Annotated in this window: 11 protein-coding genes; 3 read left to right on the top strand and 8 right to left on the bottom strand. The window is 69.5% G+C overall.

The window, feature by feature from the left end; all coding sequences use genetic code 11:
- Positions 1-104 precede the first annotated feature (104 nt).
- From glpK to L0P92_RS14535, 5 genes are all read right to left on the bottom strand, one after another.
- A complete protein-coding gene (gene glpK / locus L0P92_RS14555; RefSeq protein ID WP_234763073.1) occupies positions 105-1,616 on the bottom strand; it encodes a glycerol kinase GlpK in 1,512 nt (503 codons plus the stop codon).
- Positions 1,617-1,638: 22 nt separating this feature from the next.
- Positions 1,639-2,364: an MIP/aquaporin family protein gene (locus tag L0P92_RS14550; RefSeq protein ID WP_217208585.1), complete on the bottom strand. Its 726-nt coding sequence runs from the start codon at positions 2,362-2,364 to the stop codon at positions 1,639-1,641.
- A gap of 480 nt (positions 2,365-2,844) precedes the next feature.
- Positions 2,845-4,497: an EAL domain-containing protein gene (locus L0P92_RS14545; RefSeq protein ID WP_234763072.1), complete on the bottom strand. Its 1,653-nt coding sequence runs from the start codon at positions 4,495-4,497 to the stop codon at positions 2,845-2,847.
- Between the two features lie 107 nt (positions 4,498-4,604).
- A complete protein-coding gene (locus L0P92_RS14540) occupies positions 4,605-5,795 on the bottom strand; it encodes a lipid-transfer protein (RefSeq protein ID WP_234763071.1) in 1,191 nt (396 codons plus the stop codon).
- Entirely contained in the window at positions 5,792-6,217 is a 426-nt protein-coding gene (locus L0P92_RS14535; protein WP_234763098.1) for a Zn-ribbon domain-containing OB-fold protein, read from the bottom strand. Before L0P92_RS14535 ends, L0P92_RS14540 begins: the two co-directional genes overlap by 4 nt.
- Positions 6,218-6,538: 321 nt before the next feature.
- Between L0P92_RS14535 and L0P92_RS14530 the strand changes: the two genes are divergently transcribed.
- Positions 6,539-7,075 (top strand): NUDIX domain-containing protein, encoded by a 537-nt coding sequence (locus L0P92_RS14530; protein ID WP_234763070.1) that lies wholly within the window; start codon positions 6,539-6,541, stop codon positions 7,073-7,075.
- Here the strand turns inward: L0P92_RS14530 and L0P92_RS14525 are convergent.
- A complete protein-coding gene (locus L0P92_RS14525) occupies positions 7,066-9,438 on the bottom strand; it encodes a glycoside hydrolase family 31 protein (RefSeq protein ID WP_234763069.1) in 2,373 nt (790 codons plus the stop codon). The genes L0P92_RS14530 and L0P92_RS14525 overlap by 10 nt on opposite strands.
- 212 nt (positions 9,439-9,650) lie before the next feature.
- Here L0P92_RS14525 and L0P92_RS14520 point away from each other — a divergent pair, with 212 nt between their 5' ends.
- Together L0P92_RS14520 and L0P92_RS14515 are read left to right on the top strand one after the other, a co-directional pair.
- Positions 9,651-11,618: an acetoacetate--CoA ligase gene (locus L0P92_RS14520; RefSeq protein WP_234763068.1), complete on the top strand. Its 1,968-nt coding sequence runs from the start codon at positions 9,651-9,653 to the stop codon at positions 11,616-11,618.
- Between the two features lie 135 nt (positions 11,619-11,753).
- On the top strand, positions 11,754-12,647 hold the full coding sequence (locus tag L0P92_RS14515; protein ID WP_234763067.1) for a DUF8829 domain-containing protein: 894 nt from the start codon (positions 11,754-11,756) through the stop codon (positions 12,645-12,647).
- A 66-nt stretch (positions 12,648-12,713) separates the two neighbouring features.
- Here L0P92_RS14515 and ptsP read toward each other — a convergent pair whose 3' ends face one another.
- Both ptsP and L0P92_RS14505 read right to left on the bottom strand, forming a co-directional pair.
- Positions 12,714-14,384 carry a phosphoenolpyruvate--protein phosphotransferase gene (gene ptsP, locus L0P92_RS14510; protein ID WP_234763066.1) on the bottom strand — a complete coding sequence of 557 codons (1,671 nt, stop codon included), beginning with the start codon at positions 14,382-14,384 and terminating at the stop codon, positions 12,714-12,716.
- An 82-nt stretch (positions 14,385-14,466) separates the two neighbouring features.
- Positions 14,467-14,916 (bottom strand): PTS sugar transporter subunit IIA, encoded by a 450-nt coding sequence (locus L0P92_RS14505; RefSeq protein WP_234763065.1) that lies wholly within the window; start codon positions 14,914-14,916, stop codon positions 14,467-14,469.
- Positions 14,917-15,320: the final 404 nt, after the last annotated feature.

Below are 15,320 nucleotides of genomic sequence, written 5' to 3'. Positions count from 1 at the left end.
CGTACCCCCGCCGACCGGGGTACGAGCCGTGGCTCAAGGGCACGCGCGCGTGGCTCTCTCGGGACGCACGCACGCGTGGACCGTCTTCGGCTTCAGCCGTCCCGTCAGTTCTCGCCGTCCTCCTGCCAGCCGAAGCTCTTCTCCACCGCCTTGCGCCAGTTGTGGTACTCGCGGTCCCGTACATCGGCGGTCATGGCGGGCGTCCACTCGGCGTCCTTCGCCCAGTGCGCCTTGAGCTCGTCCAGGTCGTTCCACACCCCGGTGGCCAGTCCGGCCGCGTACGCGGCCCCCAGACAGGTCGTCTCGGAGACCTTCGGCCGGATCACCGGCACGTCGAGCACATCCGCCTGGTGCTGCATGAGCAGGTTGTTCTTCGTCATGCCGCCGTCGACCTTCAGGGTCGTGATCTGCACCCCGGAGTCCTGGTACATCGCGTCCACGACCTCGCGCGTCTGCCAGCTCGTCGCCTCCAGGACCGCGCGGGCGAGGTGCGCCTTGGTGACGTACCGCGTCAGTCCGGTGATCACCCCGCGCGCGTCGGAACGCCAGTACGGTGCGAACAGCCCGGAGAAGGCGGGCACGATGTACGCGCCGCCGTTGTCCTCGACGCTCGCCGCCAGGGACTCGATCTCGTCGGCGGTGCGGATGATGCCGAGCTGATCGCGGAACCACTGGACCAGCGCGCCCGTTATGGCTATGGACCCCTCCAGGCAGTACACCGGCGCCTCACTGCCGATCTTGTAGCCCATCGTCGTCAGCAGGCCGCTCTTCGACGGCACCGGCCGGTTGCCGGTGTTGAGCAGCAGGAAGCTGCCCGTGCCGTACGTGTTCTTCGCCGTGCCCACGTCGTAGCAGGCCTGCCCGAACACGGCGGCCTGCTGATCGCCCAGGGCAGAGGCGACGGGCACTCCGGCCAGCTGTCCGACGGCGGTCCCGTACACCTCGGCGGAGGACCTGATCTCCGGAAGCACGGCCTCCGGCACGCTCATGGCGGAGAGGATCGAGGAGTCCCACTGGAGGCTCTCCAGGTTCATCAGCATGGTGCGTCCGGCGTTCGTCACGTCGGTGACGTGGTGCCCGCCGTCCGTGCCGCCGGTGAGGTTCCAGATCAGCCAGGAGTCGATGGTGCCGAAGGCGATCTCGCCGCGCTCGGCACGGGCCCTGAGACCGGGCACGTTGTCCAGCAGCCAGGCCGCCTTGGGGCCGGAGAAGTAGCTGGCCAGTGGCAGTCCGGTCTGCTCGCGGAAACGGTCCTGCCCGTCCGAGCCGCCCAGTTGGTTGCACAAGGCCGCCGTACGCGTGTCCTGCCACACGATCGCGTTGTGCACCGGCTTGCCTGTGGCGCGGTCCCAAAGGACCGTCGTCTCACGCTGGTTGGTGATGCCGAGCGCGCTGAGCTGGTCGGCGCGCAGCCCGGCCTTCGCGATGGCGCCGGCGACCACGGCCTGCACCTTGGACCAGATCTCGGTGGCGTCGTGTTCCACCCAGCCGGGTTTGGGGAAGATCTGCCGGTGCTCTCGCTGGTCGACGGCGACGATGGCGCCGTCCTGGTTGAAGATGATGCAGCGGCTCGAGGTCGTGCCCTGGTCGATGGCGGCGACGAACTTGTCCGTCATGGCGTCCCCTTCGTCGGTTCCTTCAGAAGGCTGCGTTGAAGATGAGCCCGGACAGGGCCCCGCCGATCAGCGGTCCCACCACCGGAATCCACGAGTAACCCCAGTCCGAGGTGCCCTTGTTGGGAATCGGGAGCAGGGCGTGGACGATGCGGGGACCCAGGTCACGGGCCGGGTTGATGGCGTATCCCGTGGGACCGCCGAGCGACAGACCGATGCCGACCACCAGGAACGAGACGATCAGGATCGCGGTGCCGGAGACACCGAGGCCCTTGGTCAGACCGAATGCGAGGATCGGCAGCACCAGCGCGATCGTCGCGATGATCTCGGTGATGAGGTTCGCCACGGTGTTGCGGATCGCGGGCGCGGTGGAGAAGATCCCGAGGGTCGGCTGAGCGATGTCCTCGTCGGCGTTGGCCTGGAACTGCGCGTAGTAGACGAGCCAGCACAGCACCGCACCGAGGATCGCGCCGACCATCTGGCCGGCGATGTAGACCGGCACCTTGTCCCATTCCCCGGTGTCGATGGCGATCCCGAGCGTCACGGCCGGGTTGAGCTGTCCGCCGGACAGCGGCGCGGCGGTGTACGCCCCGGCCATCACGCCGAAGCCCCAGCCGAAGGCGATGACGACCCAGCCCGCGTCCTTGGCCTTGGAGTAGTTGAGAACGACAGCGGCGACCACGCCGGCCCCGAAGAGGATCAGGATCGCGGTCCCGATGACCTCACCGAGGAATATGTCTCCATTGCTCATGGCGGCTCCTAGGCCCTGACCGGGACCATCGGCCCGGTGCTTGTGCGGGGTGCGTTTCCCATGGCGACTTCAGCCGAAGGCAGGGAAGGTCCCGAGCCCCGCCCGGCGTCCGTGACGAGCGTGCCGTAGCAGCCGAATCGCCCGTGGGGGAGTGGGCCTTGGTACAGGCAGAACCGCACGGCGCAGTGCGTGGATACGCCGAGAATGTACGACGATGTCGGCTGACACCGGGAAGTGTTCACCGGCGTCCAGGGGGCGTCAAGGTCGCCGACGCCAACGGTTGAGGGCGTGCCGACGGGTCACGGACCCACGCCGACCGTGCTCCCGGCGCGCCCGCTGGTGGGTGGGATGGGCACCGAGGCCCTGCTGAGGCCGGCAGGCAGGCCAGTTCCTGCTGGACCCGGCAGAGGCCGATGGTCATGGCTGTGCTGAGGCCAGCGGTCACCTTTCAGCCACCGTCGGCCACGTGGAGAAAGCGTCTCACCCCCTGCCGGGCTCCGCCACCGCGCACTCGGCCTGGGGCGGGGCGGCCGACACCCCACGCAGGATCTCCAGCCCGGGCAGCCCCGCGCGGCCCAGCACCCAGCTCGCCCCGCTCAGTGACTTCGCGGCCTTCTTCAGCGGAGCCAGACAGGAGGCCGCCTGTCGGTGATCCGTCACGCTTCCGGGTTCGCACAGGACGGTGGCCAGGGACAATGTGACGGGATGTCCAGCAGCCGACCAAGGTGCGTCGAGGACCGACGAGGCCAGCGGACTCAACCCCTCCGGATCCGCCAGCACCAGGAAGTCGTCCCCTCCGATGTGGCCCACGCGCGTGCTCCCCGACGCCGCGTGCTGCAGCGCCCGTCCCACCGACCGGATGAGCTCGTCGCCCGCCGCGAAGCCGGCCCCGTCGTTGACCTGTTTGAAGTGGTCGACATCCAGCCAACTCAGTGCGAACGCCCGCCCGTCCGCGATCCGCCGGTCAACCTCGCCGGTGATCGCGTCCGAGCCCGGCAGCCGGGTCAGCGGGTTGAGCCCGGCCGCCTCCTCGACCCGGGTCTCGGCCAGGGCCCGCACGAGATCCGCGAGCCGCACGACGCCCACACACCGGCCGTACCGGTCGACCACGGCCACATCGTCCGACGTACGGTCCCTGCCGCCGTCCGCGACGACGTCCAGCACCTCCCACGCTGTGGCGTCGACGCCCACCGTGCGCGGCCGGTCCCCCAGCTTGGCCGCAGGGCGGTCCGCGTACAGTGCGTGGCCGTATCGCCCCGACATGGACAGCAGGAAGCGGGAGCGATGCACCGATCGCACGGGAACACCGCTCCGGTCCACCAGCAGGACCCCGGACACATCCGGCGACCCGGTCAGCAGCGCCCGAACCTGGCCCGCGGACGCGGTGGCGGGCAGCAGTGCGGCCGGCCGCACGAACTCCCGTACCGACGGCCCCGATCGTGGTGTCGCCGTCGGTCCGGGGGAGCGCGGCGGAACGTATACCTCCGCCGCGGGCAACCGAGCCGGCGGGGCGAACAGCTCACCCTGAGCCAGCTGAGCACCGGCCGACCGAGCGGACGCGCACTGCAACTCCGTCTCCACGCCCTCGACGCACAGGAGCGCGCCCAACTGCTCGCACAGCGTCCGCATCGCCCGTACCCCCGCCGGCCGCGCCAGCAGGGACGCGTCGAGCTTCACCAGGTCCGGTGCCATGTCCGTGAGCAACCGCAACGGGACGTCTCCGTCGCCGACGCCGTCCGCACAGATCCGGAAACCCTGGCCACGGAGCGCGCCGATCGCTTCCAGCAGTGCCTGCTGAGGAACGTGTGTGTACGGCGGCCCGATGTCGATGGTCACCTCCCAGGGCAGCCGACCAGCCGCGCGCACGGCGTCGTGCAACGGCGTGAGCCCGCCCAGATCGGCCAGAGTGCCGGCGAACACGTTGACGTACAGCGGCAGCAGTGTCTCCTTGCGAGCTGCCGAACGAAACGCCAACACGGCCAGCCGACCGTCGAGTTCAGGGTCGCGGCGGGCCTCCGCCAGGACGTCGCCGGTCTCCGGGCGGGCGAGTATCTCCAGCCCCGCGACTCCTCCGGTCGTCAGATTGACCACCGGTTGGAAAGCGAAGCGGAGAGTATCCGTCCAGGAGTCCACGGCAGCATGATTGCGCCGACCACGCATGCCCGAGCCCAGTTCATGAGACGTTCACACAGGATTCCGGGTCGCTTACGCAGCGTAGACGCATGCCTGGTCGTCGCTCCTCAGCGCACCGCGATCACCGCGGACCCGTGCCCGAACAGCCCCTGGTTCGCGGCAATGCCCACCCGCGCCCCGGCGACCTGCCGGTCACCCGCACCTCCTCTCAACTGCCAAGTGAGCTCGCACACCTGGGCGATGGCCTGGGCCGGAACAGCCTCCCCGAACGACGCCAGGCCCCCGCTCATGTTCACCGGTACGCGTCCACCCAGCGCTGTCGAGCCCTCCCGCAGCAGCTTCGTGGCCTCGCCCTGGCCGCACAGCCCCAGATCCTCGTACCACTGCAACTCCAGTGCGGTGGACAGGTCGTAGACCTCCGCGAAGGCCAGGTCCTCGGGGCCGATGCCCGCCTCCTCGTAGGCAGCGCGCGCGATCGATTCCCGGAACGTCCCCTCCGCCGGTCGCACGGCCGCCGCCGAATCGGTCGCCATGTCGGGCAGGTCCAGGACCGTGTTGGGGTAGCGCGGCGTCACCGTGGACACCGCACGGATCCGCACCGGATCCGTGGCACCGTGCCGACGCGCGAACTCCATTCCGGCCAGCACGAGCGCCGCGCCTCCGTCCGAGGTCGCGCAGATGTCGAGCAGCCGCAGCGGGTCGGCGACGATCGCGGAGGCGGCGACCTCCTCGACGGTGACCGCCTTGCGGTAACGGGCATGGGGATTGAGCGCACCCATGGCGGCGTTCTTCACCTTGACCTGCGCGAAGTCCTCCGCTGTGTCCCCGTGCACGGCCATCCGCCGACGGGCGTACAGCCCGAAGTACGCGGGATTGGTCGCACCGAGAACCCGGAAGCGCAGCCAGTCCGGATCGTCGGGTCGGTCACCGCCCGCAGGCCGGAAGAACCCCTTGGGTGCCGCATCGGCGCCCACCACCAGCACCACGTCCGCAAGCCCCGAAAGTATCTGCGCCCGCGCGGTGTTGACGGCCTGCGCCCCTGACGCACACGCCGCGTAGACGCTCGTGACCCGGGCGCCCTGCCAGCCGAGCGCCTTCGCGAACGTCGCCCCGGCCACATAGCCCGGATAGCCGCCCCGCACGGTGTCCGCACCCACGATCGACCCGATGTCCCGCCACTCCAGGCCCGCATCAGCGAGTGCCGCGCGGGCCGCCGCCACTCCGTACTCGACGAACCCGCGCCCCCACTTGCCCCAGGGGTGCATGCCCACCCCGAGCACCGCCACCTCGTCCGTCACGCTGCCACCCCCGTAGGCCGCCAATGCCAGGTCGTCCAGACGGTCTCGGCGTCCTCGTGCAGCACGCCCGGGACGACCTCGACCTCCATGCCCACCGTCAGATCGGCGACGGTGAACCCGGGAGCTGCCTGCCCCAGCACCACGAGGCGCTCGGATTCCAGCTCCACAGCGATCAACGCGTACGGCTCCCACGGAAGTTCCGGATCGGTCACATAGGGTGACGGAGGTCGATACCGGCTGTCCGTGTACGACCAGACGCGTCCGCGCCGGGAGAGCGGGAATTCCTCCAGATCGCCGCCCGAGCAGTCCGGGTTCCGGCAGTGGGCGTCCTCGCGTGGAAAGAAGACCGAGGCGCAGGTCGAACAACGGGTGCCCAGCAGCCGGAACTCGTCGCCATCACCTGCGAACCACCCGGCGACCACAGGCGTGCGTGTGCGTGACATGGTCCCTCCCGAGGCAAAATCTGACGGAGCATCAGAAGTGTGTCACGGACAACCGTGAAGCGGCAGAGTGACCTTGCGAGTGGACTGCGTCCCACCGCTTCCCTCGCGGAACGGCCTCCTGATAGATGCAGGAGACATGACACGACTCTCGATCGCGGCACGAGGGCTGGTCACCATCCTCGCCACCCTTCTCGCTGTGATCGCCGCTTCCGCCACCGCGCAAGCGAAGCCCGGCCTCACCAGGCCCTGACGACCGGCCCCCGGAAGACGCCCTTCCGTTGATCGGATACAGTCCGCCGCGTGTCCGAAACTCAGTTCTCCACCCCCAACTCCGCAGCAGGCTCCCACTGTTCGAGCTGCGGCGCGCCCTACGGAGAGGGCGTCTCCGGCTGGCCTCGCACCTGCCCGGCGTGCGGCACGGTGGCCTACCGCAACCCGCTGCCGGTAGCCGTCGCGCTCCAGCCCGTGTACGACACCAAGGGCACGGCCCTGGTCGTCATCACCCGAACCGTCCCGCCCGCGCGCGGGGGCATCGCCCTGCCGGGCGGCTATATCGACGATCGCGAGGACTGGCGGCAGGCCGTCGTTCGCGAACTCAAGGAAGAGACCGGCATCGACGCGGCCGGCCGCGACGTACGACTCGTCGACGCGATGAGTTCCCCGGACGGCCATCTGCTGCTGTTCGGTCTCCTGCCGGAACGGCCCGCCGACCGTCTCCCGACCTCGGCCGCCACGGACGAGACCGAGGGTTGGCACCTCCTGCGCAGGCCTGAGGAGCTGGCCTTCCCACTGCACACGCTGGCCGTGAAGGCGTTCTTCGAGGGTCGCTACGTCTGACGCTCATCGAGCCCTCGCACGCGCACCGGCCGGGGTGAGGCGATCACGCCGTCCTCATGCTCCAGCTCGACCAGCAGCTTTCGGCCCTCCCAGCGGGTGACGTAGCGCTCGATCTCCGGTTCGTCCCACCCGTCACCCGCGTCAGGCACGACCAGCCCGCCCCCGGTACGCCCCTGAGCGGGCGCCCACACCTCCAGTTCCAGCCCGCCGTCGTCCCCACGCACGGGGACGACGGCGCCCGAGCGCGCCAGTACCGGGATCCGGGACGCGGGCGTCTCGACGAGAACCTGTCCCGGCCCTTCGTACGCCCGACCCGTCGCCGTGTCGTACCAACGCCCTCGAGGCAGCTGCACCGCACGCCGGTCCGCGCCCGGATCAAGCACCGGCGCCACCAGTAGGCAGTCGCCCAGCAGAAACGCATCCTCACAGTCGCGCAGCGCGCGGTCCTCGGGCGCCGACCACCACAACGGACGCACATAGGGAGCCCCGGTGCGCCGCGCCAGATGCGCCAGCGTCACGAAGTACGGCAGCAGCCTCCGACGTTCGACGAGCGCCACGCGCGCGTGCTCCAGCACCTCGGGACCGAACTCCCATGGCTCCCGGCGCCCCGCCCGCAGACTCGCGTGTGTGCGGAACAGCGGCAGATACGCGGCCAACTGGAACCACCGCAGATACAGCTCCGGCGACGGACTCCCGTCGAATCCGCCCACGTCCGGCCCCGAGTACGGCACCCCGCACAGCCCGAGGCCCATGACCAGCGACAACGAGGCCCGCAGCCCCGGCCAACCCGTCGCCACATCCCCGGACCACGTCCCGCCGTAGCGCTGCATGCCGGCCCACCCCGAACGCGAGAAGACGAAGGGCCGCTCCTCGGGCGCCAGTTCGAGCAGCCCCTCGTAACCGGCCCGGGCCATGCACAGGCCGTAGACGTTGTGCGCCTCCCGATGGTCCCCGCCCCGCCCTTCCAGGGAGTGCCGCGCCGAACGCGGCAACGTCGACTCCCCGAACGCCGCGAACGAGGTCGGCTCGTTCATGTCATGCCAGAAGCCCGAGAACCCCTGCCCCAGCCGTTCCTCATACAGACGACCCCACCACGCACGCACGCGCGCGTGCGTGAAGTCCGGGAAGACCGCCTCCCCGGGCCAGACGACCCCTCGCACGAGCCGCCCGGAGGCGTCCCTCACGAACGCGTCCTCGGCCGACCCGCTGTCATACACGGCATTGCCCGGCGCGGCCTTGACCGCCGGGTCGACGATCGACACCAGGCGGACGCCGTCCCCGCGCAAGTCCTCGGCGAGCCGCGGCAGCTTCGGGAAACCCTCCTGGTCGACCGTGAACACCTGGTGGTCGTCGTAGTGGTCGATGTCCAGATGGACGGCATCCAACGGCAGATCCCGCTCCTGATACCCCGAGACGATCCGCCGCACCTCCTGCTCGCTGCCGAAGCCCCACCGCGCGTGCTGGTGGCCCAGCGCCCAGGCCGGCGGCAGCGCGGCCGCACCGGTGAGAGAGGCCCAGACGAGCAGCACGCGCGCGGGGGTACCCACTATGACCCAGCAACGCAGCGGACCGCCGTCCATCCGCAGTTCGCTCGTCCCCGCTCGGTCATGCCCGGAACCGGCGCCCTCCTCGCCCTCCCGCAGCGTCACCACGCCGTCCCACGTGGTGTCGTAGAACACCAGGTGCGTGGCCGCGTCTGCCACCACCAGCTGCACCGGCATGGTGATGTACAGCGGGTCGTCGCCCGGGCCGAACGCACGGCCGGGGTCGGTGTTCCACAGCCGATACGTTCCGTCCCTCAACCGAGGGCCCGACGCCCGCCCCCCGAGCCCGAAGAACCGAGCGTCCGCAGCCACCTCCGACCGCTGCATCCACCGTGCGGACCCACCACCCACCGGCTCCCACCAGCGCGGCGGCAACTCACGCCGAAGCGTCACGCCCCCGGGCGTCTGCACCTCCACGGCGCCGTGCCGCGAGATGACGACCGTCACCCGCTCGGCCACGACCCGCCAGCCACCGTCCTTGTCAGGCTCCAGCACCGCCCGGGGATCCGGCTCCGGACAGCGGTCCACGAGCGCGTACGACGGCTCGGGAGCGGCCCCGTCCCAGCCCCAGAAGACGGCCCCGTTCACGGCGACGGCGACGCGCAGCTCGGACCGGCTGAACCGGATGACACCACCACCCGGACCGGGCCGCACATCCTGCACAGGACCGGGCACCCGAGCGCGCTCGGCCCCCCGGGGCGGCAGCCCTGCGGCGTCGACACGCCTCCGGCGCCACGCCGCTCGTACGGTACGCAACCTCTGGGCCGCCCCCACAGAACCGACCACCTTCATCGAACGCACCAGGTCACGACCGTCCATGCTGCTCAGCCTGCCATCGACCGCCCCACACGCGCGTGTCGTTCAACTGCCGTTCACCCGTGCCGGGACCACATCTTCACGACACGGACTATGTGGGGCGGACCCTGGTGTAGAAGTCGATCACATGGCATCGTCCGTGTCAGCCGCGTCACGCGCACAACCCAGCCGTGCGCGGGAGACGCACACGACGCGCACAGTCCGGGAGCCGCTCCATGTCGATCATGAACCCTCAGCCGCTCTGGCAGCCAGATCCGGAACGCATCGCCCAGGCTCAGGTCACCAAATTCCAGGCCTGGGCCGCCGAAAACCACGGCGCCCCCGCCACGGGCGGCTACGCGGCCCTGCACCGCTGGTCCGTCGACGAACTGGACACCTTCTGGAAAGCCGTCACGGAGTGGTTCGACGTACGCTTCTCCACCCCCTACGCGCGCGTGCTGGGCGACCGCTCGATGCCAGGCGCCGAGTGGTTCCCCGGCGCGACCCTGAACTACGCCGAGCACGCCCTGCGCGCAGCCGCGACCCGCGCGAACGAACCCGCGCTCCTGTACGTCGACGAGGCCCACGACCCCAGCCCCGTGACCTGGGCCGAACTACGCCGCCAGGTCGGCTCCCTCGCCGCCGAACTGCGCGCCCTCGGCGTACGCCCCGGAGACCGCGTCAGCGCCTACCTCCCGAACATCCCCCAGGCCGTCGTCGCCCTCCTGGCCACCGCCGCGGTCGGGGGCGTCTGGACGTCCTGCGCCCCCGACTTCGGCGCCCGCAGCGTCCTCGACCGCTTCCAGCAGATCGAACCGATCGTCCTGTTCACCGTCGACGGCTACCGCTACGGCGGCAAGGAGCACGACCGTCGCGACATCGTCGCCGAACTGCGCCGCGAACTGCCCACACTGCGCGCCGTGGTGCACATCCCGCTCCTCGGCACCGAGGCTCCCGAAGGCGCGCTGGAATGGTCGGCCCTCACCGCCGCCGACGAGGAACCGGTCTTCGAGCAGGTCCCCTTCGACCACCCCCTCTGGGTGCTCTACTCCTCCGGCACGACCGGCCTCCCCAAGGCCATCGTCCAGTCCCAGGGCGGCATCCTCGTCGAGCACCTCAAACAACTCGGCCTGCACTGCGACCTGGGCCCCCAGGACCGTTTCTTCTGGTACACGTCGACGGGCTGGATGATGTGGAACTTCCTCGTCTCCGGCCTCCTCACCGGCACCACGATCGTCCTGTACGACGGCAGTCCCGGCTTCCCCGACACGGGCGCGCAATGGCGCATCGCCGAACGCACCGGAGCCACCCTCTACGGCACCTCCGCCGCGTACGTCATGGCCTGCCGCAAGGCCGACATCCACCCAGGACGCGACTTCGATCTCACCAAGGTGCAGTGCGTCGCCACCACCGGATCACCACTGCCGCCCGACGGATTCCGCTGGCTGCACGACGAGGTCCGCGACGACCTCTGGATCGCCTCCGTCAGCGGCGGCACGGACGTGTGCTCCTGCTTCGCGGGAGCCGTGCCCACCCTGCCCGTCCACATCGGCGAGCTCCAGGCCCCCAGCCTCGGCACCGACCTGCAGTCCTGGGACCCCAGTGGCAAGCCCGTCACCGACGAGGTCGGCGAGCTCGTGGTCACCAACCCCATGCCGTCCATGCCGATCTACTTCTGGAACGACCCCGACGGCAGCCGGTACCACGACAGCTACTTCGACACCTACCCCGGCGTATGGCGCCACGGAGACTGGATCACCGTCACCTCCCGCGGTTCCGTCGTCATCCACGGCCGCTCCGACTCGACGCTCAACCGCCAGGGAGTCCGCATGGGCTCGGCCGACATCTACGAAGCGGTGGAGCGCCTCCCCGAGATCAAGGAATCCCTGGTCATCGGCATCGAACAGCCCGACGGCGGCTACTGGATGCCCTTGTTCGTGCACCTGACTCCGGGAGCCGTACTCGACGAGAACCTCCTCAACCGCATCAAGCGGACCATCCGCGAACAACTCTCACCACGCCACGTCCCGGACGAGGTCATCGAGGTCCCCGGCATCCCCCACACCCTCACCGGAAAGCGCATCGAGGTCCCGGTCAAGCGCCTCCTCCAGGGCACCCCGCTACAGAAGGCGGTCAACCCGGGCTCCATCGACAACCTCGACCTCCTGCACTTCTACGAGGACCTCGCCCGCAAGCGCGCCTGAACCGCACCCGGCCTCGGGCCTCGCCAAACCAGGCAAAGCCCCAGGCTGGACGCCTGCGCCACCATCGCCCGACGCCGTTGTCAGTGCCGCCGGTTACTGTGAGTGAGCATTGATCGACTGCGTACAGGGGGAAACATGGCACACACCGACGACCAGACGATGCGACGCATCCTGCGCCGCGAAATCGCCGGCACGATCGGCCTGCTGACCGACGAGCACGACTTCCGCGCCATGAGGCACTATCGCAGCTTCACCTTCGACGATCACAAGATCTATCTCCAACAGGTGGAGGCCCTCCTCAGGACCCGGGCCTCCCAAGGCAGCCATACGACGATCGCCCTCTTCGACCCACAGGAATACGCCGAGTTCTGCACGGCAACGGGCCTTGAACCCGACAACCCGCAGAGCCGCACTCGCTTCACCGCCGAACTCTCCACGACCGGCCCCACCATCCCCTACCAGGGCCAGCCCCTGGCAGACCTCGTCCCAGCCCTGGTCGACGAAGCCGTCCGCCAAGCCACCTGGGAGTACGCGTCCACACTCCTGGCACGCCTCGGAGCATGCGCCACCTGCGGCGAGGACATCGGCCGCGCGGCCTTCGCCCGCGCCTCGAACCTGCTCGTCCGCATCCTCGACACGGCCGACCCGGGAAGCCGACACCTCGTCTGCAGTGTCACGGGAACCCCCGAGACACTCGTCTCCGTCCTGCACGCCGACGAAGACACCGAGGGCGCCACACACCTCGACGAGGCCGAAGCCCTCGAATTCACCACCGTCCTCGCCCTCGGCCTCGCCACCCAGAGCCCAGGCGGACTCGTCATGCGGACCAGCGCCCCCGGCACCTCCGACCGCATCTACGGATGGCGCCTGCGCGGAGAGGGCCTGGAACCTCTCACAGCAGGCGAGGTCTTCGACGCCTACTGCACCGACATCGATTCCGGAGACCTCATCGCCCCGGAATCGGACGTCGACTACTGCGTGCCGCCGGATCTCGGCAATGAGGAAACCCCACCGGCACACCACCACTGAACGCGGTGGGGCGCTCCACCCAAAGAGTGGAGCGCCCCACGACAAAACCGACGCGACCGGCCGGCCCTACTCGCCGGACAGCACCGCCTGAGCGGCGTTGCGCGCCTCCTCGGCGCTGTCCGCCGCCCGCGCGGCCGCAGCAGCACGCTCACATTGCGCCAACGTGTACTTCGCCAGCGTCGCGCGGACATAAGGAATCGACGCCGAACCCATGGACAGGGAGGTGACGCCCAGACCGGTCAGCACACACGCCAAGAGCGGGTCCGACGCCGCCTCACCACACACACCACAGCTCTTGCCCTCGGCCCTCGCCGCCTCCGCGGACAACGCGACCAGGTCGAGCAGCGCCGGCTGCCACGGATCCTGAAGCCGGGACACCGCACCCACCTGACGGTCCGCGGCAAAGGTGTACTGCGCGAGATCGTTCGTACCCAGCGACAGGAACTCGACCTCCTGCAAGATCGAACGCGCCCGCAGCGCGGCCGACGGAATCTCCACCATCGCACCAAACTTCGCCTGAAGCCCGGCCGCACGGCACGCGTCCGCGAACGCCTTCGCATCGGTACGGTCCGCCACCATCGGGGCCATGACCTCGAGGTAGACAGGAAGCCCCTCCGCCGCCTTCGCGAGCGCCGTCAGCTGGGTGCGCAGCACCTCGGGGTGGTCCAGCAGCGTCCGCAGACCCCGCACACCCAGCGCCGGGTTCGGCTCATCGGCCGGAGTCAGGAAGTCAAGCGGCTTGTCCGCGCCCGCATCCAGGACACGTACGACGACACGGCCCTCGGGGAAGGCCTCCAGCACCTGCCGATAGGCCTCTACTTGCTTCTCCTCCGACGGCGCCTTCTTGCTGTCGTCGAGGAAGAGGAACTCGGTCCGGAACAGACCGACACCCTCAGCACCCGCCTCGACAGCGGCCGGCACGTCCGACGGCCCGCCGACGTTGGCAAGGAGTGGCACCTTGTGGCCGTCCGCGGTGGCACCCGGCCCGGTCGACGCCGCGAGTGCGGCCTTGCGCGCCGCGGCCGCGGCCTCCAGCTCCGCCTTCTTGGCATCGGTCGGGTTCACGAAGATGTCGCCCGTGCTGCCGTCGACAGCGATGACCGTGCCTTCGGCGAGCTCACCGGCACCCGGCAGCGCGACGACGGCCGGCACACCCAGCGCCCTCGCCAGAATCGCGCTGTGACTGGTCGGCCCACCTTCCTCGGTGACGAAGCCGAGAACGAGAGCCGGGTCCAGCAGCGCCGTGTCGGCCGGAGCGAGATCGCGAGCGACCAGGACATACGGCTCGTCGCTGTCAGGGACACCCGGCATCGGGACTCCGAGCAAACGAGCGACGATACGATTCCGCACGTCATCGAGGTCAGCCACACGACCGGCGAGGTACTCGCCGGCACCCGCCAGCAGCTCGCGGTACGCGGCGAACGCGTCGTACACAGCACGCTCGGCAGTGCTGCCCACGGCGATACGCCGGTCCACGTCCGCCATCAGTTCCGGATCCTGGGCCATCATGGCCTGGGCCTCGAGCACTGCCTGTGCTTCGCCCCCCGCCAGATTGCCGCGCGCCATCAAATCGGCTGCCACGGCCTCCACGGCCTTGCGGGCGCGCCCCTGTTCACGCTCCGCGTCCTCGGCCGGAATCTGCTTGGCAGGCGGCTCGAGTACCGCCGTTCCCATGTGCCGAACCTCGCCGATCGCCACACCGTGGCTCACGCCGACGCCTCGCAGCGTTGTCTCCATCTCACCCGTCTCCGATAGTGCGGCGGGTCCCGCCGCCGCGGTGGTTGTCGTCCTTACTTGCCGCCGTAGGACGGCACCGAAGTCACTTCCAGACGAAGAGACTGTCGCCGGCCTTCACATCGCCGTCGTCACGCAGTTCGGAGAGGGCCTCTGCCGTGGCTTCGAGAGCCACGATCGGGCAGACCGGGGACTTGCCGGCTGCCTCGACGGCCGACGGGTTCCAGCGGACGATGCCCTGGCCGCGCGTCACGGTGTCCCCCTTGTTCACGAGCAGCTCGAAGCCCTCGCCATTGAGCTGCACGGTGTCGATACCGAGGTGGGTGAGTACACCGTGGCCGTGCTCGTCGACGACGACAAAGGCGTGCGGGTGGAGGGAGACGATGACTCCGTCCACAGGCGACACCGCCTCGGACGGCTCGCGCACCGGGTCGATCGCCGTGCCCGGGCCGACCATGGCCCCGGAGAAGACCGGATCCGGCACCGACGCCAGTCCGACGGCGCGTCCTGCAAGTGGGGACGTGACGGTGGTCATGGGAAGCCTCCCAGGGGTGGAGATCGGTATGGGCCGTCGCTGCCTGTGCCGGACGGCACACTGTTCAGCAGGGTATGTCACACGAAGTGCCGGTTCCGCGCGGGCACTCCAGAGTGGTCTAGACCATACCCCATTTCGATTTGCACCCGCTGTGTCAGCGCGTGTACAGTCGTACTCCTGCTTGGGAGTGAGTGACGCAACTACGCATCCTCGCCCAGCAGCACCAAACTTGTCAGATCCTATCCCTGGGGTCGCTTTCTGCATGCCTGCAGGACGGTGGTCAGGGGGGCGGAAAAACCCTGATAGAGTTTGAAACACCGAAGGGAAGCCCGGAGGAAAGCCCGAGAGGGTGAGTACAAAGGAAGCGTCCGTTCCTTGAGAACTCAACAGCGTGCCAAAAGTCA

Source organism: Streptomyces muensis (genome assembly GCF_021474425.1).
Taxonomy (GTDB): Bacteria; Actinomycetota; Actinomycetes; order Streptomycetales; family Streptomycetaceae; genus Streptomyces; species Streptomyces muensis.
This window is presented reverse-complemented; position numbering and strand designations above follow the sequence as displayed.

Coding starts and splice junctions, on each gene's coding strand:
- L0P92_RS14550 (WP_217208585.1), bottom strand. CDS start 2,364: ATGAGCAATGGAGACATATTCCTCGGTGAGGTCATCGGGACCGCGATC.
- L0P92_RS14520 (WP_234763068.1), top strand. CDS start 9,651: ATGTCGATCATGAACCCTCAGCCGCTCTGGCAGCCAGATCCGGAACGC.
- L0P92_RS14515 (WP_234763067.1), top strand. CDS start 11,754: ATGGCACACACCGACGACCAGACGATGCGACGCATCCTGCGCCGCGAA.
- L0P92_RS14525 (WP_234763069.1), bottom strand. CDS start 9,438: ATGGACGGTCGTGACCTGGTGCGTTCGATGAAGGTGGTCGGTTCTGTG.
- ptsP (WP_234763066.1), bottom strand. CDS start 14,384: ATGGAGACAACGCTGCGAGGCGTCGGCGTGAGCCACGGTGTGGCGATC.
- glpK (WP_234763073.1), bottom strand. CDS start 1,616: ATGACGGACAAGTTCGTCGCCGCCATCGACCAGGGCACGACCTCGAGC.
- L0P92_RS14505 (WP_234763065.1), bottom strand. CDS start 14,916: ATGACCACCGTCACGTCCCCACTTGCAGGACGCGCCGTCGGACTGGCG.